The 20,391-nt window shown below is 59.9% G+C and carries 17 protein-coding genes; 7 read left to right on the forward strand and 10 right to left on the reverse strand.

Annotated features, from left to right (window positions below):
- The first annotated feature begins 12 nt into the window (after positions 1-12).
- A complete protein-coding gene (locus tag BMY55_RS00125) occupies positions 13-1,935 on the forward strand; it encodes a hybrid sensor histidine kinase/response regulator (RefSeq protein ID WP_091427213.1) in 1,923 nt (640 codons plus the stop codon).
- Positions 1,932-2,633 carry a response regulator transcription factor gene (locus BMY55_RS00130; RefSeq protein ID WP_091427215.1) on the forward strand — a complete coding sequence of 234 codons (702 nt, stop codon included), beginning with the start codon at positions 1,932-1,934 and terminating at the stop codon, positions 2,631-2,633. Before BMY55_RS00125 ends, BMY55_RS00130 begins: the two co-directional genes overlap by 4 nt.
- Positions 2,634-2,686: 53 nt before the next feature.
- Here the strand turns inward: BMY55_RS00130 and BMY55_RS00135 are convergent, their stop codons facing one another.
- Together BMY55_RS00135 and fdhF are read right to left on the reverse strand one after the other, a co-directional pair.
- Entirely contained in the window at positions 2,687-3,505 is an 819-nt protein-coding gene (locus tag BMY55_RS00135; protein WP_091427218.1) for a DUF6544 family protein, read from the reverse strand.
- Positions 3,506-3,606: 101 nt separating this feature from the next.
- Entirely contained in the window at positions 3,607-6,357 is a 2,751-nt protein-coding gene (gene fdhF / locus BMY55_RS00140) for a formate dehydrogenase subunit alpha (protein ID WP_091427219.1), read from the reverse strand.
- 145 nt (positions 6,358-6,502) lie between these two features.
- On the opposite strand from fdhF, the gene BMY55_RS00145 reads away from it, so the two are divergent.
- From BMY55_RS00145 to BMY55_RS00165, 5 genes are all read left to right on the forward strand, one after another.
- Complete coding sequence (locus BMY55_RS00145; protein ID WP_091427221.1) at positions 6,503-7,153, forward strand: histidine phosphatase family protein; 651 nt, start codon at positions 6,503-6,505, stop codon at positions 7,151-7,153.
- A 12-nt stretch (positions 7,154-7,165) separates the two neighbouring features.
- Positions 7,166-8,221, forward strand: a complete 1,056-nt coding sequence (locus BMY55_RS00150) for a saccharopine dehydrogenase (RefSeq protein WP_091427223.1) — start codon at positions 7,166-7,168, stop codon at positions 8,219-8,221.
- A gap of 1 nt (position 8,222) precedes the next feature.
- Positions 8,223-8,471 (forward strand): SemiSWEET family sugar transporter, encoded by a 249-nt coding sequence (locus BMY55_RS00155; protein ID WP_091427225.1) that lies wholly within the window; start codon positions 8,223-8,225, stop codon positions 8,469-8,471.
- 14 nt (positions 8,472-8,485) lie between these two features.
- Positions 8,486-9,625 carry a saccharopine dehydrogenase family protein gene (locus BMY55_RS00160; protein ID WP_091427227.1) on the forward strand — a complete coding sequence of 380 codons (1,140 nt, stop codon included), beginning with the start codon at positions 8,486-8,488 and terminating at the stop codon, positions 9,623-9,625.
- Positions 9,626-9,928: 303 nt separating this feature from the next.
- Entirely contained in the window at positions 9,929-10,444 is a 516-nt protein-coding gene (locus BMY55_RS00165; RefSeq protein ID WP_091427229.1) for a hypothetical protein, read from the forward strand.
- A gap of 32 nt (positions 10,445-10,476) precedes the next feature.
- Here the strand turns inward: BMY55_RS00165 and BMY55_RS00170 are convergent, their stop codons facing one another.
- The 8 genes from BMY55_RS00170 to purH form a co-directional block, all read right to left on the reverse strand.
- On the reverse strand, positions 10,477-11,724 hold the full coding sequence (locus BMY55_RS00170) for a DKNYY domain-containing protein (protein WP_177179255.1): 1,248 nt from the start codon (positions 11,722-11,724) through the stop codon (positions 10,477-10,479).
- A gap of 88 nt (positions 11,725-11,812) precedes the next feature.
- Positions 11,813-13,042: a DNA recombination protein RmuC gene (locus BMY55_RS00175; RefSeq protein WP_091427233.1), complete on the reverse strand. Its 1,230-nt coding sequence runs from the start codon at positions 13,040-13,042 to the stop codon at positions 11,813-11,815.
- Positions 13,039-14,904: a DNA mismatch repair endonuclease MutL gene (gene mutL / locus BMY55_RS00180; protein ID WP_091427235.1), complete on the reverse strand. Its 1,866-nt coding sequence runs from the start codon at positions 14,902-14,904 to the stop codon at positions 13,039-13,041. Before mutL ends, BMY55_RS00175 begins: the two co-directional genes overlap by 4 nt.
- 70 nt (positions 14,905-14,974) lie before the next feature.
- Complete coding sequence (locus tag BMY55_RS00185; protein ID WP_091427237.1) at positions 14,975-16,285, reverse strand: M16 family metallopeptidase; 1,311 nt, start codon at positions 16,283-16,285, stop codon at positions 14,975-14,977.
- Complete coding sequence (locus BMY55_RS00190; protein WP_091427238.1) at positions 16,282-17,619, reverse strand: M16 family metallopeptidase; 1,338 nt, start codon at positions 17,617-17,619, stop codon at positions 16,282-16,284. The genes BMY55_RS00185 and BMY55_RS00190 overlap by 4 nt, the downstream gene beginning before the upstream one ends.
- Before the next feature lie 118 nt (positions 17,620-17,737).
- Positions 17,738-18,265, reverse strand: coding sequence for a DUF3035 domain-containing protein (locus BMY55_RS00195; RefSeq protein ID WP_091427240.1), 528 nt, complete (start codon positions 18,263-18,265; stop codon positions 17,738-17,740).
- A gap of 53 nt (positions 18,266-18,318) precedes the next feature.
- Positions 18,319-18,789 carry a signal peptidase II gene (gene lspA, locus BMY55_RS00200; protein ID WP_091427242.1) on the reverse strand — a complete coding sequence of 157 codons (471 nt, stop codon included), beginning with the start codon at positions 18,787-18,789 and terminating at the stop codon, positions 18,319-18,321.
- A 7-nt stretch (positions 18,790-18,796) separates the two neighbouring features.
- Positions 18,797-20,386, reverse strand: a complete 1,590-nt coding sequence (purH, locus tag BMY55_RS00205; protein ID WP_091427243.1) for a bifunctional phosphoribosylaminoimidazolecarboxamide formyltransferase/IMP cyclohydrolase — start codon at positions 20,384-20,386, stop codon at positions 18,797-18,799.
- Between the last annotated feature and the right edge of the window lie 5 nt (positions 20,387-20,391).

The raw sequence follows: 20,391 nt of genomic DNA on the forward strand, positions 1-20,391 counted from the left end.
CAGGAGGCACTGTTGGCAAAAAATTCAACCGAAACCTCGGCCCTGACGCAAGCCGGTCTGAACCTTATTCAACAGGCGCTTTCCATTTATGACCGCAAACTGCAACTGGTCGTAGGGAACCGCCAGTTTCAACAGATGTTCGACCTGCCCGATCACCTTGTCACCCCCGGTGCAGAGTTTTCCGACACCATCCGCTATCTTGCGGAGCGGGGCGACTATGGCGCGGTCGGGGACATAGAATCTTTTGTGACCTCGCGCGTCCAGCAAGCATTGGCGTTCGAACCTCACTATATGGAGCGCACGCGGGCCAATGGTCGGGTGATCTCGGTCGAGGGGCATCCGCTGTCTCAGGGCGGGTGGGTGACGGTCTATACCGACATCACACCGATCAAGCGGCAAGAGGCGCTGTTGCGCGCCCGGTCCGAAGAATTATCCGACCAGGTGCTCGCTTACACAGAGGAACTGACACAGACCAACCGGGCGCTGGCTTCGGCAAACTCGGCGCTGGAGGAAACCAAGCGCGAACTGACCGAAATGGAAAGCCGCACCCGACTGACAGCCGAGATGATGCCTGCCCACATCGCGCGCATCGACCGTGACCGGCGCTACACGTTCTCGAACCGCCGGTTGGGGGATGTGATGCCGGGGCGGCCCAGTGATCTGGTTGGCCTTCATGCAAGCGCGGCCTTGGGCGACGAGTTCTATAACCGCATCTCGCCCTATTTTGCCCGCGCCTTCACTGGCGAACCCAGCGTGTTCGAGCTGGTCGATGATGCATCGGGCCGCCGTATCCGAGTAGCCTTGACGCCTGATCACGATGACGACGAGATCACTGGCGTCTATATCCTGTCGATGGACATCACGCAGGAAGCGCAGGCCCGCGCCGCCTTGACGCAAACCCGGAAACGCGAACTCGCTGCCCAGCTGACATCGGGCGTCGCGCATGATTTTTCGAACCTGCTGACCATCATCCTTGGACTGCAAAGCCGCCTTGCTCAGATGCCGCTGGGCGAAGAGGCGCAAAAGATGGTCGCGGCCACCACCAGAGCGGTGCGCAGGGGCGGAACGCTGCTGGACCGGATCGCCTCGATCTCGGGGCGGCGCGAGTTGCATTTCGAACCCACCCTAGTGCCCGACATGCTGCGTGGCTTGGAAACACTGGCACGGTCCACCTTGCCGGACGGGATCGACTTGAAGATCGACGTGTCCGAACTTGGTGATCCAATCGTTCTGGATGCCGGCGCCGTGCAGGACGGGATATTGAACCTCATCCTAAACGCCACCCACGCAATCGGGGCGGGACCGGGCACAATTCACCTGACCGCGCGCCCGATCCGCGAAACCTGGGTGGAATTTCGCGTCACCGATACCGGCCCCGGCTTCGCGCCCAAGGCCCTGGAGCATGCGCTGGACCCGTTCTTCACCACCAAAGGGGGCGAAGGGTCGGGCCTGGGCCTGTCCATGGTCTATGATCAGACAAAGGTGGCCGGCGGACAGTTGAAACTGTCCAACTCGGCCGAAACCGGGGGGGCAGTGGTTTCAATCCGCCTGCCCCTTCGCAAACCGCTGCAACCCATTTCGCCGCGCCTTGTTCTTCTGATCGAAGACAATGAAGATATCCGCACCTCGGTCCGTGACATGCTGACCACCATGGGCCATCAGGTGATCGAGGCGACATCGGCAGAAGAGGCGCTGGGGCTTGTCGATCTGGACGGGCTTGGCCTGATCCTCAGCGATGTGATGCTGGAAGGCGCGCAGACCGGACCGGAGTTTTTGAAGGGCTTGCGCGCGGCAGGGATAAATGTCCCTATGCTGGTCATGACATCCCTTCCCCCGGACGATCCACGCCGCGCCGAGGCCGGTTTTCCGGTTCTGGCCAAGCCTTTTACGCAGGGCGAACTTGCCACCTTTCTGTCAGACGAGGTTCGAATATGACCCAACCCATGGTTGCCATCCTCGATGACGAACCTGAAATCCGCCGTATGCTTTCTGACGCGCTTGAAGACGCTGGTTTTCGCACCGCCAGTTTCGCCCGCGCCACGGAATTCGAGGCCGCGCTGAACGCCATGTCCCCTGATGTCTGCCTGGTCGACCTTGGTCTGCCGGATCGCGACGGGCTGACGCTGGTGCACCGGCTGGCGCTGGAAAGCGGGGCGTCGGTCATCATCATCTCTGGCCGCACGCAGGTGCAGGATCGGGTAACAGGGTTGGAATTGGGGGCGGATGATTACATCGTCAAACCCTTTGAACCGTCCGAGGTCGTAGCCCGCGTCCGCGCCCGGCTGCGCAGCCCGAAATCAAGTTTGAAATCGTCCCAAACCGCGCGTTTCAACGGCTGGACCGCCCATTTCGACAGCTACATCCTTGAAGATGAAAGCGGCGAAGAAACAGCGTTTTCCCACGCCGAAGGTGAAGTGCTGCGGCTGTTCCTTGACGCCCCCAAGCGCCTGATCTCCCGCGCGCAGATGCAGGAAACATTGGGCGGCGTTGCTGGAGAAAGCTTCGACCGCGCCATGGACGTCCGCATCTCGCGCCTGCGCACCAAGTTGAAGGAAGACCCAAAAAACCCGCGCCTGATCAAGACGATCTATGGCGCGGGATATATTTTTCTGGGGGATGTGAAGTGGGGGTGAGGCGCTGCGTTTCTGTCTGCCCGCGTTCAGGGGTCGGACAGGGCTTCAAAGCCTCATAGCCGGATCTGATAGGACGTCACACGCCCGCGAAAGTACGGCTCGTAAGCACCGTCTACTACATAACCGACTTCCGCTTCTGCCGGAACGCGACGCCCGCCGATATCGGTATATGAGCTGAACAACCCACGCCATTCGCGCAACACGGTTTTCCCCTCGGAAGTATCGGGGCGTTTCTCGGCATAGACTTCGACGATGTCGCCGACATCGTCGAAGGTGAACTGCACGATTGCCGCCCCATCGGGCAGGGGCAGCCTGGCTTCCACAACTTGCGCGTCCACTTCACGCCAAGAAATGGACGGGTTGGTCAATATTGCATCTGGCGCCCAAGGAAGTTCGGCAACATAACGCATCGCCTCGCCCAGATCAGCATCAGCACCTTCAAATCTGGCCACCCGCACTGCACCAAGCAATCGCGCCTCCAGCAATCCGGCACCATCAACGAAACTGTCCAGAACACGCACCACTGGCAAGGGCCAGCCCGTTCCGTCTGCCACCCAAACAAATCCCGGCCTAGTGATCGCGATGTGTTGATGAGCGGTCATTTTGCTCCATTTTTCGCCCTGTCGCAGCTCTAGGTCTTGCGTAAACTCGACGACGCGCGGAACACCATTTTCTGCCGCATGACCTCGCTGGGCAAAACGGCGCACCACCTCTGGTAGATTATTGTCTGGCCGGACCGCCAAAACCGGTCCAGTCAGCAATCTGCTGATTTGTCGGTTGATTTCAGCCGTGAACCATTGGGCTGAAATCACAAGGAAAGCGGTGGCGGCAACGAGTAATCCGACACCGGTAAGGAAGATAATTTTCATCATACACCTCGAATTTTCACTCAAGGCGACCCTTACCAAAAATACGGGCAGTCCGCTTTGACACACCGCAATCGTGCGATCGATTCGACCCTGCCCGGTGGCCCTTACTGCGCCGCGATGGAGTTGGTTCTCTCGACCTTCACCGCTGCAAACTTCATTTCCGCAATCTTGCCATAGGGGTCCAGCGCCGGGTTGGTCAGCATGTTGGCCGCCGCTTCGACATAGGCAAACGGCAGGAACACCATGTTTTCAGCCACACCATAATCAGCGCGGACCATCACTTCGATGGATCCGCGGCGGGTGGTCAGGCGCACCATGTCGCCCGGCTCGACCCCCATTTCGCGAAGGGTCTTGGGGTTCATGGAACAGTTCGCCTCCGGCTCGATGGCGTCCAGCACGGTGGCGCGGCGGGTCATGGACCCGGTGTGCCAGTGCTCCAATTGTCGCCCGGTGGTTAACACCATAGGATAGTCGGCGTCGGGCAATTCGGCCGGCGGCAGGATGGCCGCTGGTGTGAAGCGCGCGCGCTTGTTTGCGCGCGGGAAACCGTCGCCGAACACGACGGCCTGTCCCGGATCTTCGGGGGACAGGGATGGATATGTCACCGCATTCTGCGCCTCTAACCGGCTCCACGTGATGTTGTTAAGCGATGGCATCAGGCGGCCCATTTCGGCAAACACTTCGCTTGGGTGGGTATATGTCCAATCCAGCCCCAGACGCTTCGCCAGTTCAACCGTGATCCACCAATCCTCTTTCGCCTCATCCGGGGGCGGGACGGCGGGGCGGCCCATCTGCACCTGCCGGTTTGTGTTGGACACGGTGCCGGTTTTCTCGGCAAACGCAGCGGCGGGCAGGACGACATCGGCATAGCTGGCGGTTTCAGTCAGGAAGATGTCCTGACTGACCAGAAATTCCATCCGCTCCAAAGCCTCGCGCACATGGGTGATGTCGGGATCAGACATGGCCGGGTTTTCGCCCAGGATATACATGCCCTTGATGCGACCATCATGCACGGCGTCCATGATTTCGACCACCGTCAGGCCGGGCTGGTCGGACAAGTTATCCACACCCCATTCGGCGCTGAACTCGGCCAGAACAGCGGGGTCTTTCACCGACTTGTAATCCGGCAGGAACATCGGGATCAGACCGGCATCCGACGCGCCCTGCACGTTGTTCTGCCCCCGCAGCGGGTGCAGGCCCGTGCCCGAACGCCCAACATTGCCAGTCATCAACGCCAGCGAGATCAGGCAGCGGGAATTGTCTGTGCCGTGCACGTGCTGGCTGATACCCATGCCCCAGAAAATCATCCCGGCCTTACCTGCCGCAAAGGTGCGGGCGGTTTCGCGCAGGGTTTCGGCGGGGATGCCGCAAATCTCGGCCATATCCTCGGGCGGGAACGCTTTCAGGTGCTCGCGCATCGCCTCCCAATTCTCGGTATGCTTGGCGATATAGGCGTCGTCGGTCAGACCTTCTTCGGCGATCACATGCATGATCGCGTTCAGCATCGACACATCGCCGCCCGGCTTGAACTGCAACATATGCGTGGCGAACCGGCTAAGCGAAGTGCCGCGCGGGTCCATCACGATCAGCTTGCCACCGCGCTTTGTGAACTGTTTGAAATATGTCGCCGCGACCGGATGGTTTTCGATCGGGTTCGAGCCGATGACGATGGCAACATCCGCGTTTTCAATCTCGTTGAACGTGGCGGTCACGGCACCCGAGCCGACGTTTTCCAGCAGCGCCGACACCGACGACGCGTGGCACAATCGGGTGCAGTGGTCCACGTTGTTATGACCAAAACCGGTGCGGATCAGCTTTTGAAACAGATAGGCTTCTTCATTGGTGCATTTGGCCGACCCAAACCCGGACACTGCGTCACCGCCATAGGTGTCGCGCAGCTTGGCAAGCCCGTTTGCCGCGTAATCCAGCGCCTCATCCCAAGTTGCCTCGCGGAAATGGGTCAGCGGGTTGGCGGGATCGACGTTCAACCCCTTGGGTGCGCCTTCCTTGCGGATCAGGGGTTTGGTCAGCCGGTGGTCGTGGTTGATATAGTCAAAGCCGAACCGGCCCTTCACGCACAGGCGGCCTTCGTTCGCGGGGCCGTTGATGCCTTCGACATACACGACCTTGTCGTCCTTCACGCGCAGGCTGACCTGGCAACCCACGCCGCAGAAGGGGCAGATGCTTTCGACCTCGCGGTCATAATCCTGCGTGTCCTTGACCTTGGCGGGCATCAGCGCGCCAGTGGGGCAGGCCTGCACACACTCGCCGCAGGCCACGCAAGTTGACGCGCCCATCGGGTCGGCAATGTCAAAGACAGGATAGGCGTCATGCCCGCGCCCGGCCATACCGATCACGTCGTTGACCTGCACTTCGCGGCAGGCACGGACGCACAGGTTACATTGAATACAGGCGTCCAGATTGACGCTCATCGCGACATGACTGTCATCCAGCAACGGGATGCGCCCGGATTCCAGCTTCGGGAAGCGGCTGGATGCCACACCGGTCAGATCGGCCATGTCCAACAAATGTGACGAGGCATCATGCGGGGTGTCAGGCTGGTCGGCCATCAACAGTTCAACCACCATCTTGCGAGCCTGGCGCGCGCGCGCATTGTCGGTGGTGACAACCATTCCTTGGGTCGGTTGCCGGATGCACGAGGCCGCCAACACACGTTCGCCCTCGATCTCGACCACGCAGGCGCGGCAGTTGCCATCGGCACGCAGGTCCGGCACATCCTTGTGGCACAAATGCGGAATCGGGGTGCCCTGCCGCTTTGCCACATCCCAGATGCTTTCGCCTTCGTGGGCGACCACGTCCTGCCCGTCCAAGGTGAATTTGATGCCATCGCTCATGGAAACCTCCGTCTGATGCAGGGCATTATAAACCACGTGTGGCCGTGCGTCAGTCTTACAATCCCGACACCCCACGCCGATTTTGCGCCAGCCCCCCTTTCCGAATTGGATCCAATTCACTAGCAATGAGCCGAAAGGATTCTTCATGACCACAATCACGCTGATCCGCCACGGCCAGGCCAACAACACAGCGACCGACGAAGCAGGCTATGATCGGCTGTCCGATCTGGGCCGCCAGCAGTCTCGTTGGCTGGGGGATTACATGCGCAACACCGGGCAGCGTTACAGAAAGGTTTACACCGGCACGCTGACGCGGCACCGCCAGACAGCACAGGAATGGGGCGCGGATGACTTCACACAGGACGCCCGACTGGACGAGGTGCGCTATTTCGACCTGTCCGAACGGATGCACACCCAGTTCGGCATCCCGCATCCGCGCACCCATGAAGATTTCATCAACCATCTGCCGCTGACCTTCTCGGCCTGGCAGGAAGGCAAAATCGACGACGTGCCAGAGACCTTCCACGATTTTCAAACCCGCGTCAGCGACGTGATTCACGACATCGCCGAACAGGGCGAGGATGCGATCATCTTTACCTCAGGCGGCTTGATCGGCATGGCAACGCGGGTGGTAATGGGCCTTGAAATCGGCGCGTTCACCCGCACGATCCTGCCGATCATGAACAGCTCGGTCCACCGGATGCGCCTGACACCTGCCGGGCTCAGCTTGATCCAGTTCAACGCTGTTCCGCATCTGGAACCCACCGACCGACACCACGCGCAGACCCATTTTTAAGGAGCTTTCACCATGACACATCTGTGGGTTCGCGCCGAACAGCGTCAGAACGAAGACCGCGTGGGGCTGACGCCTGACGGTGCGAAAGCGTTGATTCATGCCGGCCTGCGCGTGACGGTCGAAGAAAGCCGGGTCCGCGCCATCGGCATCGACGGCTACCGCGACGCAGGCTGCGAGATTGCGCCGGAAAACAGCTGGCCCAACGCGCCGAAAGACGCCATCATTTTCGGTCTGAAAGAGCTGCCCGAGGACGGCACCCCCCTTCCCCACTGCCACATCATGTTCGGCCACGCCTTCAAGGGCCAGCATTCTGGCCGTGCGTTGCTGGAGAGGTTCAAGGCAGGGGGTGGCACGCTCTATGACCTCGAATATCTGGTCGACGAAACTGGGCGGCGTGTGGCGGCGTTCGGCTATTGGGCCGGGTTTGCGGGCGCAGCGGTGACACTGAAAGCATGGGCCGCGCAACAACACGGGAAGCTATGCGGTCCCGTTGGAGCCTACAAGAACAAGGACGCGTTGCTGGACGAGCTTCGCTCCGAACTTAATGCCACCAATACCCCCCGCCCGACCGCCATCGTCATCGGCGCGTTGGGTCGCGTTGGCACAGGGGCGTCTGATTTGATGGAGGCGATGGGTGTCACCGTCACCAAATGGGACATGGCGGAAACCGCCAGCGGTGGCCCCTTCCCCGAGATCCTTGACCACAACCTGTTCATCAACTGCATCCTCGCCGGACCCCAAACGCCGGTGTTCGTGGCGCGCAATGCACTGACGGCTAATCGCACGCTGACCGTCATCGGTGACGTGGCTTGCGACCCGGACAGCGACTACAACCCCGTGCCGGTCTATGACCACGCGACCAGTTGGGACGCCCCCGTCCTGCGCGTGGCGGACAACCCCGTGCTGGATGTGATGGCAATCGACAACTTGCCGTCTATGCTGCCCTTGGAAAGTTCCATCGACTACGCCGGACAGCTTCTGCCGTCGCTTCTGACCCTGACCGATCTGACGACGGGGGTCTGGGGCCGAGCCAAGGCGACGTTCCGCACCCATTTGAAGGACATCTGATTTGGAAACCTTGATCGGCAGCGCCGCCGGCGTCATCAGCACCATCTGTTGGTTGCCGCAAACCCTTCGGGCCTGGCGCACGCGGCAAACGGCGGATTTATCCCTGCCAACGAACCTGATGGTCTTCGCCTCGATCGGGTTATGGCTGATCTATGGCCTGATGCTCGACGCGTGGCCTATGGTCATTGCAAACGCAATTGCCTTGGTGATGGTGGGGTCCATCATCACCGCCAAACTGAAATTCGGCTGAAAGGAAGCCCTGACATGACAATCCATTGGTGTGGCACCGGCCTGTCGGCCATCCCCGGCCTGCGTCGCTTGCTAGAGTCCGGTCGCAACGTCGTAGTCTGGAACCGGACCGTCGACAAGGCGCGCGAGGCCGTCGGCGATCTCACCAAAAATATCCGCGCCTTCGATCTGGACGCCGTGACCGCGGCCCTTGCCCCCGGCGATATCGCGGTGTCAATGCTGCCTGGCGATCTGCACGTCCCCTTGGCCGAGCGCTGCCTGCAAAGAGGCGCGCATTTCGTGTCCTCCAGCTATATCTCGCCCGAGATGCGCGCGCTGGATGAAGACTTCCGCGACGCTGGTCTTGCCTGCGTGAACGAGATCGGGTTGGACCCCGGCATCGACCACCTGATGGCCCACTGGCTGGTCGCCGATTATCGCGCGTCAGATGCCTTTGACCCGAATAACAAACTGAGTTTCATCAGCTATTGCGGCGGCGTGCCGAAAATCCCGAACCCGTTTCGCTATAAGTTCAGTTGGTCGCCTTTGGGCGTGCTGAAAGCGCTGCGTTCGCCCTCTCGCTCGATCAAGGACGGCAGACCGCTGGATGTCGCGCGGCCTTGGGACGCGATCAGCACCTATGACGCCCCCCTGCCCGCGCCCGAGAGCTTCGAGGTCTACCCCAACCGCGACTCGATCCCCTTCATGGCGGATTACAAGTTCGACCCCGCGTGGCACGTCGACACCTTCGTGCGCGGCACCCTGCGCCTGAACGGCTGGGCCGAGGCGTGGAATGACGTCTTTGCCGAGGTCGAGACGCTGCAAGGCCCCGAAGGCGACGCGCGGCTGAAGGAAATGTCCGACCAGTTCTGGCGCGACAATGCCTATGACGACGGGGAGCCTGACCGTGTGATCATGTGCGTGGCGTTGAAGGCGGAAAAAGACGGCGAAACGGTCTATCACAAAACATATGTCATGGACGCTTGGGGCGACGAACGCGGCACCGCCATGGCGCGGTTGGTCTCGACCCCCGTCTCACTTGCCGTCGAGATGATCCGAGACGGCAAAGCCCCGGCTGGCGTGTCCGCAGCGACAGATGATCCCGAGATGATCGAGGTCTGGATGGGGCATGTGAAGGAACTGGCGCAGCATGTTGAGGTGGTGGAGCATGGGTAACGGAGAGTCTGGTTTGCGGGACTTTGCGGACGCTCAGCGGACTCGGCTCTAGTTGATCGAGCGGGATCAAAAGGATGTCGCAAACGCTGGCGGCGGTCATCATTTCTGATGCAAAAGCATTCGCCGACTGGGGTTTCCTTTGCGTAGCGAATTTTGTACGCGTAGTTGCCGTGGCCATGGTTCGGATTCCGAGCCTAAAGAACGAACGGGCTGCACCGCAATCCCAAGGCACCTGGCATTCCATTCTTCGCATAGTTGCAATAAACCGAAGAAAATCAATTTTATCCAGGAGCTTCCAGACAAATGAAGAAGCCCAGCCGTTACTCGATCCTTGCCCTGTTTCTTGCCGGGTTGTTTGTCTTGGGTGTCCTGATCATGAGGGATGCCGAGGAAAAGCAGCAGGTGCGCATCCAGATCAACCCGTCGTTCTGCGGCTTTTTCGAAGTGTTCCTCCTCGATTCCCGCAACCCGGATCTGTACGACGCCTGGCCCGAAAATGCAGATCCCATCGACGCGATCGGACAACGGGCAGCCATCGTCAAGGACACCGGCGAGCCCGGCAAGATGGTGTTTGCCTTTGTTTCGACTGACGCTGCCGATGGCACCCCCAAGAGCCGGATATTCCGTAATCGCCAAATCGGAACTTTCAACGTCTACCAGGACATCGAAACTCTGGCCGATGGCACCCGGGCCTACGTTGAGGGCAGCGGCGCGCAGATTACCTATCTCATGTACGAAATCGCCCCCGACGGCGATTGCACCACTGCCGCGGTTCAACAAGCCTCTCCCCGAGACCTGTTCGAAGCCCTGCTCCGATGAAGGTTTCCTACCCTACGGGCGGGTCATGCCTGTCAAAAATCCGGATCGTCCGGCAGTATCTCTTTTTGCGGGGATAGGACGATCGTCTTTTTGCCGTCCGTCAGCCGATAGGCATATTGGATGGCCGGGCGCTGGAACTTCTGCGTCAGTATGCGAAATCCCGCCCCCTTAAGGGGCAGTTCCTGACCCAGGCAAAATACCTTGTCAGGGTCCCAGATAAAGATGTCGTTTGTTTGCAGTTTTGTTGCGTCAAGCGGCAGACGATCCAGGCCCCAATAAACCTGCTGCCCATCGGTTCCATAGCCGTTGCCAATTTCCCGGAATTTGGTTGCATCGACGCCCGGCAGGGGAACAAGCGCAAGCGCCGAGGAACTGCTGTAGACGCGGTGCCTGTCACGCCAGTAAATGGTATCCCACCGGTCGAAAAGCCAGCGAAAGGATGCTCCATCGGCACCCTCGACGTGTACGTATTCCCAAATTGCATCGCGATTGTTGCGTGGATAAGCGCCTTTCGGATCTCTTGCCGGTGGCGAACCGTCGGCAAGCTGGCGATGCCAGACATGGTTCTTGTCGGCGTGATAGCGGCTTTCCTTTCGAAATGTCAGCGGGTCTGCTCCGGCAAACTCGATATCCCGTTTCGTATGGTTGTGACGCTGGAAAACCTGACCCTGTGCGGTGTAAACGTCGTCGAACAGCAAGAACGGCTCTTGTGCGGTTGCCGCCGCGATCCGGGCGGGGCGCTCTTCTTTCTCGCGCCAGGCCAGATAGGATTTCCACGCGGTTTTGAAGGGTTTGCATTGCGTTGTCTTGCGCCGCATCGACGCGGCGGCATCCGGGAACTGCTCCTTCTTGGCAAAGTCCCAGAGTTTGTCGGAGAGCCGCTTGAGAAGATCGGCATCGACTAGATCGCCGGGCCCGCGGACCACCGTGCCATCCTGCACCCGAACGGATTCAAGGGCCTCGGGAAATATCGTGGCCACGGCACCTCCGGCATCTGCCGAGGGATCAATGTTTGCAGCCAGCGCATCAAGGATCGGCCAGATCGGGGCAAGTGCGCTTTTGTCATAAAAATTGAGCATCCAGGCTAGAAACAGGCGCTCTTGGTCTGGATCATGATGAACAATCAGAACGTCCGCATCGTCTCCGCTACCAAGGAGTTCGGATAACGCACGGCCAAATTGTACCTTGCGGTCGTCAAGGGTGATTTCTTGTTTGAACAGGGCTGCCAGTAGTTTCTCGTTCAACGGGCATTCAAACAGTAGACCTGCGGGTTCTGCCATGGTTCTTATACCTCCTGCCAGCATTTATGCGCTGGCCCGTGAACAACCGCAATGGGCTCAAAACTGCCTTTCAACGCCCCGGCAACCCTCACCCTTTCCCAATCGGCACCACATTCTCGGCCTCGTCTGACAGCTCCTCAAAATCGAAATTATCCAGCCGCGCCGCACGTTTTCCGGCGCGTTCCGCCGCCGTGGTGATCCCCTCAACATCGCGTCGTGCCTGATCGAAGTGAGTCTCCAACTTGCCCGCGCGCTCGACAACAAGCTCCACATCCCGGTGAAGGTGCTTCAGCATCTTACGGATCTCGCCTGCCTGTTCGCGCATTCGGGCGTCTTTCAGGATCGCCCGCATGGTGTTCAGGGTCGCCATGCAGGTCGTGGGGGACACGATCCAAACCCGCGCCGCGAACCCTTCGCGGACCAGTTCGGGGAAGTTGGCGTGCAGTTCGGCATAGACGGCCTCGGACGGCAGGAACATCAGGGCACCGTCGGCGGTTTCGCCTTCGATGATATATTTCTCGGCGATGGCCTTGATATGCGCCTTGACTGCGATGCGCATGGCCTTTGCCGCCTCGTTCACCTCGTAAGGCGTGTCCGCGGCGCGCAGGGCTTCATAAGCCTCCAGCGGGAATTTTGAATCGATCACGATCGGCCCCGGCGGGTTGGGCAGGTGGATCAGGCAATCGGCGCGTTTGCCGTTGGATAAGGTCTGTTGCAGGTCATAGCTGTCTTTGGGCAGCGCCTTGGATACGATGTCGTGCAGTTGTATCTCGCCAAATGCGCCGCGCGTCTGTTTGTTGGACAGGATATCCTGAAGGCTCAGCACATCGCCCGACAGCCGCGTGATGTTGTCCTGCGCCTTGTCGATCACCGCCAGCCGTTCCTGCAACTGGGTCAGACTTTGGGTGGTTTTCACCGTGTTGCCTTGCAGGCTTTCCTTCATCCGCTCCTGCAATTCCGACATGGCGCGGGCGGATTTCATCGCGTTGTCATGCAGCCGGTCGTTCATCTGCTGCTGCACATGCGCCAGACGCGTTTCCATCGCCTGCAACACCTGCGCCTGTCCGGTGGACTGAGCATCCGACACCGTGCGCAACCCGCCCGACAGTTGATCCTGGCCCGCGCCCAGCATCTGCACAGCCTGCCCAAGACCGCCCATGTCGCGGGCAAGATCATGGGCCACGCGTGCCGATTGCCCCGCCCGGCGCACCACGACGATAAGCAGGACGAACATCAACACGGCCAGCACTGCCGCGCCGATCACCAGCAGCGTTGACGGGTCCGCGAGGTTGTAGGTTGTATCGCCAATCTGGATCATGTGCGGCCAAACAGCCTTTCGATATCTGCAAGTTTCAGTTCCACATAGGTGGGGCGGCCGTGGTTGCACTGGCCGGAATGAGGCGTGGCCTCCATCTCGCGCAAGAGCGCATTCATTTCCTCGGGCCGCATCCAGCGACCCGACCGGATCGAGCCGTGGCAGGCGACGCGGGACAACACGGCTTCAAGGCGCGCCTGCACCTTGTTGCTGTCGCCAAGGTCGGCCAGTTCGTCCAGCACGTCCTTGATCATCGCAGTGGCGTTGATTTCGCCCAGAATGGCCGGGGTCTCGCGCACGGCGATGGCGTCACCACCGAAGGGTTCGATGACAAGCCCCATCCGGGCAAGGTCATCTGCGACTTCCAACAGCCGCGCCACATCACCCGAGGACAGTTCGACGATTTCAGGGATCAAAAGGGCCTGACGCGCGACGCCGTTTTCGGCCATCTGGCGTTTGAGCTTTTCATAGACCAGACGTTCATGTGCCGCGTGCTGATCCACGATAACCATGCCGGTTTCGGTTTGTGCGATGATGTAGTTCTCATGCACCTGCGCGCGGGCGGCGCCAAGGGGCAGCGCCTTTTGCAGGGCTTCGTTATCCGGCTCGACCACCGGATCAAAGCGGGCTGAGGGCGTGGACATTTCGGCAAAGCCCGGCACGTCAGAGCCGGGGGCTTGCGAGGTGTAGGTCTGCCGGATCGCGCCAGCGCCGGGGCGGTCCATTTGATAAACGCGCGGCGCCGGTTGTTCGGGCCGCATCGCGCCCAAAGTCGCCCCCGCGACAGTCGTTGACGCACGATGCCCCGCGCTTGCCAGCGCATGACGCAGGCCCGACACAATCAAGCCACGCGCAACGCCCGGTTCGCGAAACCGCACCTCGGATTTCGCCGGATGCACGTTTACATCGACCAGATGCGGGTCGCAGGATACGAACAATGCAGCCGCCGGGTGCCGGTCGCGGCTGAGGAAATCGAAATAGGCCGCGCGCAGTGCACCGGTCAGCAGCTTGTCTTTCACGGGGCGACCGTTCACGAACAGAAACTGCGCCACCGCAGCGCCGCGCGAATAGGTTGGAAGCGCCGCGAACCCGGTCAGGCGCAGCCCGTCGCGTTCCGCATCAATCCTGATCGCATTATCCGAAAAATCGCGCCCAAGGATGGACCCGAGCCGCCCGCCCAGCGCATCGAACATATCGCCGGTTTCAGGATCGGCGCGGAAGGTCACGCGGCCCTCACCGCCACCGGACACATCACGCAGGGTGAAGCCCACATGCGGTTCAGCCATCGCAAGGCGCTTGATCACATCGGTGATCGCCTGCGCCTCGGCCCGATCGCTGCGCATAAATTTCAACCTTGCGGGTGTTGCGTAAAAAAGATCACGCAGCTCAACCACAGTTCCAGCCGACAAGGCCGCAGGCTTCACCACGCTGGTTTCACCGCCGGCCACCCGGATCGTGGCAGCATCAAACCCATCGACCCGCGAGGTGATGGTCAGGCGACCAACCGACCCGAGCGACGGCAATGCCTCGCCCCGGAAGCCGAAGGTATGAATGTCCAGAAGGTCCGAGCCGTCGATCTTCGACGTCGCATGACGTGACAAAGCCAAATGCAGATCATCGGGCACAATCCCACACCCATCATCGGTGACACGGATCAGGGTTTTGCCGCCATCGGCATAGGCGATTTCAACCCGCGTCGCGCCGGCGTCCAGCGCATTTTCCACCAGTTCCTTGACGGCTGATGCGGGGCGCTCCACAACCTCGCCCGCTGCAATTCTATTGATTGCAGCATCGTCCAACTGGCGAATGACCGGGCGGCGATCAGAGGCGCGCGCGGGGCTTATATGGGGGCTATCCTCGGGCATACCACAAAACCTAGCATATCTTGCGCCGATTCGACCATTGCGAATTGCCCGACCCAACAGCTACAACCGATCAATTTGAAACAACGCCCTCAGGCTGGCCAACCACCACGAAATGCAATGCATCCGGGTCGTAAAGCCGCGTCGCAACCCGCGTTGCATCCTCTAGCGTGACCGCCATCACTTGATCATTTCGCGTGGCAATGTAATCGACGGGCAGGTCTTCCATCTGCATCGACACCATAATATTGGCGATATTGGCATTGCCATCGAAACGCAGCGGATACGATCCGGTCAGATAAGTTTGCGCGGCAGTCAATTCATCCTGCGTGATGCCATCTTTCGCGATCTTGGCCCATTCACCGCGTGTCACTTCGATCGCTTCGGCCATGGACCCGTTTTGGCTGGAAAACTGTCCCAATATGGTGTCTGACAGATCGGCATTGGCCAGAAACGTCCCGACGCCATAGGTCAGCCCGCGCTTCTCCCGCACCTCTTGCATCAGGCGCGAGCGCGAACCGCGTCCGCCCAGAACTTCATTCACAACGTAAGCAGCAAAGAAATCCGGGTCATCGCGAGCGATGCCAGACTGTCCGAACATTGTGACCGATTGTGGTGTGTCAAAAGGAACGACCGTGGTGCCCCCGGACAACGCAAAATCCGCACGCGGTGGCAAAGGTGCACCGGTCGCGGGCAGCCCATCAAACAAGTCATCAAGCAGCTTGCTCAGATCATCCGCCGAGATATCGCCGACGGCAGCCACATAAATGCGATCCAGCGCAAGCGCGTCCTTCAGCGCCGTCACAAGATCGTCCCGCGTCAATCCCGCCACGCTGTCGACCGTACCAACCCGATAGCTGCCATAGGGGTGATCGCCATAGGCCATGCGATCCCATGTTTCGCCCACGATGGCGTTGGGATCGGTCGAGCGAGATGCCAGATGCGACATCACCTGCGCGCGAACACGGTCAATGGCAGCAGCATCAAAACGAGGCTCAGTTAGCGCCATATGCAAAAGCTCTGTCGCCGCCTCGCGATTCTCGGTCAGAAACTGCGCCGAAACCGTCACCGCATCATCATAGGCTCCGAAACGATACGACGCGGCCAGGCTTTCACGTGCTTCGGCAAAGCCGCGCGCGTCCAAGTCCCCGGCCCCTTCTTCCAGAAGGCCGACCATGAAATTGACCGCCCCGCGCTTGCCCGGCCGATCCAGCGAGGTGCCACCGCGAAAGCGGATTTCCAGCGCGGTAAAGGGCAGGCTGTCTTCTTCGACCAGCCAGGCGTTAATTCCACCGGGCGTCGTGATTTCCTGAATGGCAATCTCGGCGCGGGCGGGAAAGCTCACAACCAACAGCGTGACAAGGGTGACGAACAGACGCTTCATTTCATTTCCTCTCCGCCTTCGGGAACAAGCCAGCCGGTGACGGATCGGCGATCATCGAACACCTTGCGCGCGGCGTCCATCACCTGTTCCGGAGTGACGGCCTGCAACACATCCGGCCACGCCTGCACATCCTCGATCGTCAGGCCCGAAGTGAGCGCACGACCATAGCGCTGCGCCCGCTCCATCGCGCTGTCGAGCGCATAGACTTGATCTGCGCGGATCTGGAACTTGATCCGCTCGAACTGATCAGGGTCGATGCCGGTGTCCAGAAACTTCGCAATCTGCGCGTCCAACGCCGCTTCGGCTTCGGCAAGGCTGGTGCCTTGGGTCGGATAGACCACCAGCGAAAACTCGGTGTCGTCCAGCATAACCGAGCCATAGCCCGCCCCGGCATAGACCGCGATTGGGTTTTCGAACTGAAGCGCACGCCCCAACACAGATGTGGCCCCGCTTCCGCCAAGAATTTCGGCCAGATACACAAGGGCTGCGGCTTCTTCCTGCGCGCCTGCATCACGTTCGGGCGCGACGTACTGGCGATAGACATAGGGTTGCGAGACCCTTGGGTCTTCGAAGCGTATCCGACGCTCGGCCAGTTGCGGCGGCTCGGCGCGTCGCTCGCGCGCCATCAGATCAGGCGTAGGCTTCAGCGGACCATAGTGTTTCTGTGCCAAAACCTTGACCTCATCCGGCGTCACATCGCCTGCGACAATCAAGACCGCATTGTTCGGTGCATAGAAACGTTCGTAAAATGCCAAGGCATCCTCGCGCGACAATTGGGCCGCTTCGTGGCGCCAACCGATGATCGGGGTGCCATAGGGATGGTTCAGATACGCTGCCGCGTTCATTTGTTCATAGAACAGGGACGACGGGTCGTTGTCAGTGCGTTGGGCCCGCTCTTCAAGAATGACATTTCGTTCGGTCGCGATGTCATCCTGGGTCAGTCGCAGATTGCGCATCCGGTCGGCTTCCATCTGCATCATCAGACCCAGACGATCCGCTGCGACCCGCTGGAAATACGCGGTATAGTCCTGCGATGTGAATGCGTTGTCAGACCCACCATTTTCGGCAACCACGCGGCTCAGCTCTCCGGCCTCCATCGTGTCGGTGGCCTTGAACAACAGATGCTCCAGGAAATGCGCAATGCCTGACACGCCGGGTTGTTCGTCCGCAGCCCCCGCCCGATACCACAGCATATGGACGACGACCGGCGCACGGTGATCTTCGATCACAACGACCTGAAGCCCGTTGTCCAGAGTGAAATCCGTGACGCCTTCTTTGGCGGAAATTGGGGTGCCTAACCCAACGGCCAGAAAAGCCGCAATCAAAAAACGCATCAGAGACTCCTGTCTGTTCCTAACCAAGTTACGCGCTGACGCGCGGGCTTCAAGGCGCGCAAACAGAGTTGTGATCGTCGTCGATCAGATGAAGAAAAACGGGGGCACTGGCCCCAAGTTACTGTGCCGCCACCGGGTCGGGCGGGGCAGCCGGTGTCCAGATGCCCAAGCGACGCAAGCGTTCAAGTTCGCGGTGCTGGTTCAGTTCCTGCGCCTCATACGCGCTGTAATATACATTCACGTTAAACAGCCGCTCAAGCAGCTTGCCGCGGTTTTCCTGACGCCATTTCAGGTCTTCTGCGGCCAGTTGACTGCGAATGCTCGCGGACACACCATATCGGCTTGCAGCAGTTACAAGCGCACCCTCACCACCGCGCAGACCCGTATTACGCAACTGACCACCAAGTGCCGCCACGGCATCTGCGTTCGGTGTGGGGTCCGTGACGTTCGTGCCGCCCGGTGTCGGGGCAGGCAGCGCCTGATAGCTGGGCGGCTCCTGTAACGGCTTGGTCGGCAGGATCGAAAACTCGTCCGGTCCGGCCTGCGTGGACTTGATGTTCATCAGCTTGGGATCGCCACCAGAACAGGCTGTCAGAAGAATACCGGCGCAAAGAGCGGTCAAAAGTTTGACGGATGAAAATCGCATGTGACGCAAAACCCTCGTTTCCTATCGCTTCTTAGCCCATCTGGAAACGCGCGTCACGGGGTCTTCTTCGATGATGAGAAGAGAACCAGGCCAATCGCCCCCGCGAAGACAAAAATGTCCGCCACGTTGAACGAAAACGGGTTCTGGATGCCGCAGCAGGACATGTTCAGAAAGTCCACGACGGCACCGTAAACAATGCGATCCGCCGCATTTCCCAGTGCGCCGCCTATCAATAGGCCTGCGGATATGTTGGCCCACCGCCCCAAACGCTCATTGCGCACCCATATGAAGACCCACATCGAAATCACCAGGCTGAGCACCACAAGCACCCATCGCATCGTCGCGGCGTCGGACCCGAACAGGCCGAAATTGACGCCTGTGTTCCACGCCATCTGATACACCAGATAAGGTGGCCAGATCGGGATCACGCCGACGCGGTCCAGTTCAAGTATGTAAAGAGAGTGAGACTTGCTGCCTTGATCAACGGCGAAGGCCAGAATGGCAGCTATCAGTAACGCGCGCATGGTCACATCAATGCCGGAAGTGGCGCATGCCGGTGAACACCATGGCAAGACCGGCTTCGTTCGCCGCGTCGATCACCTCGTTGTCACGCATCGAACCGCCTGGCTGGATCACGCAAGTGGCCCCTGCGGCTGCGGCTTCAAGCAACCCGTCGGGGAAGGGGAAGAACGCATCCGATGCCACGGCCGAGCCTTTGGCAAGACTTTCAGTCAGGCCCAACTCGTCCGCCATGCGTTGCGCCTTGGCGGCGGCAACATTGGCGCTGTCCAGACGGCTCATCTGACCGGCACCCACACCGACGGTCGCAAGACTTTTCACATAGACGATGGCATTCGATTTGACGTGTTTGCCGACTTTCCAAGCGAACAACAAATCACGCAGTTGATCTTCGGTCGGCGCTTTGTCGGTCACGACTTTCAGATCATTCAACCCGATATATCCCACATCTTTATCCTGAACGAGCAGACCTCCTGAAACCTGTTTATACGCTGTCAACGGCGTGCGAGGGTCCGGCAAGCCGTCCGTCAAAAGCAAACGCAGATTTTTCTTACCGGCAAAAATCTTGCGCGCGTCGTCCGAGGCTCCGGGGGCAATCACGACCTCGGTGAATATCTCCGTGATCTTCAAGGCGGTTTCGGCATCCAGCGGCTGATTCAGCGCCACGATCCCTCCAAAGGCGGAGGTGCGGTCGCAATCGAAGGCTTTTTGATACGCCTCAGCCAGAGTCGCGCCTTGGGCAACACCGCAGGGGTTGGCGTGTTTGATAATCGCTACGGCAGGGCTGTCGGCGGGGTCGAATTCTGCCACCAGTTCGAACGCGGCATCCGTGTCGTTTATGTTGTTGTAGCTGAGCTCCTTGCCCTGCAATTGCTGCGCGGTGGCAACGCCTGGACGGTTCGTGCCATCGGTATAGAACGCCGCCTTCTGGTGACTGTTCTCGCCGTAGCGCAGGGTCTGCTTCAATGTGCCCGCAAAGGCGCGGCGATATGGGGTTTGCAGGTCCAGCGCGCGCGCCATCCAATTGGATACAGCCGCGTCATAGGCTGCCGTGCGGGCATAAGCTTTCTGAGCCAGCTTCTTGCGGAATTTCGGGCAGGTCGACCCATCGTGCTGGTCCAGATCGCCTAGCAGCCTGGGGTAATCTTCGACATCCACCACCACATTGACAAACGCATGGTTCTTGGCAGCAGCGCGGATCATTGCGGGACCACCAATGTCGATATTTTCGATACAGGTATCATAGTCGGCACCTTTGGCGACGGTTTCTTCGAACGGGTAAAGGTTCACCACCAACAGGTCGATGGCCCAGATGCCGTGTTCTTCCATCGCCGCGACGTGTTCTTCATTGTCACGCAAGGCCAAAAGGCCGCCATGCACCATCGGGTGCAAGGTTTTGACGCGACCATCCATCATCTCGGGAAAATCGGTGACATCGGCCACGTCTTTCACGGCCACGCCTGCATCGCGCAGTGCCTTGGCCGAGCCGCCGGTGGACAGGATTTCAATCCCGCGCGCTTCCAGCGCAGTGCCCAGATCAATCAGGCCGGTTTTGTCAGATACGGAAATCAGCGCACGGCGCACGGGATGAAAGTCGGTCATGGCTC

It is taken from the genome of Aliiroseovarius sediminilitoris, assembly GCF_900109955.1.
Classification (GTDB): domain Bacteria; phylum Pseudomonadota; class Alphaproteobacteria; order Rhodobacterales; family Rhodobacteraceae; genus Aliiroseovarius; species Aliiroseovarius sediminilitoris.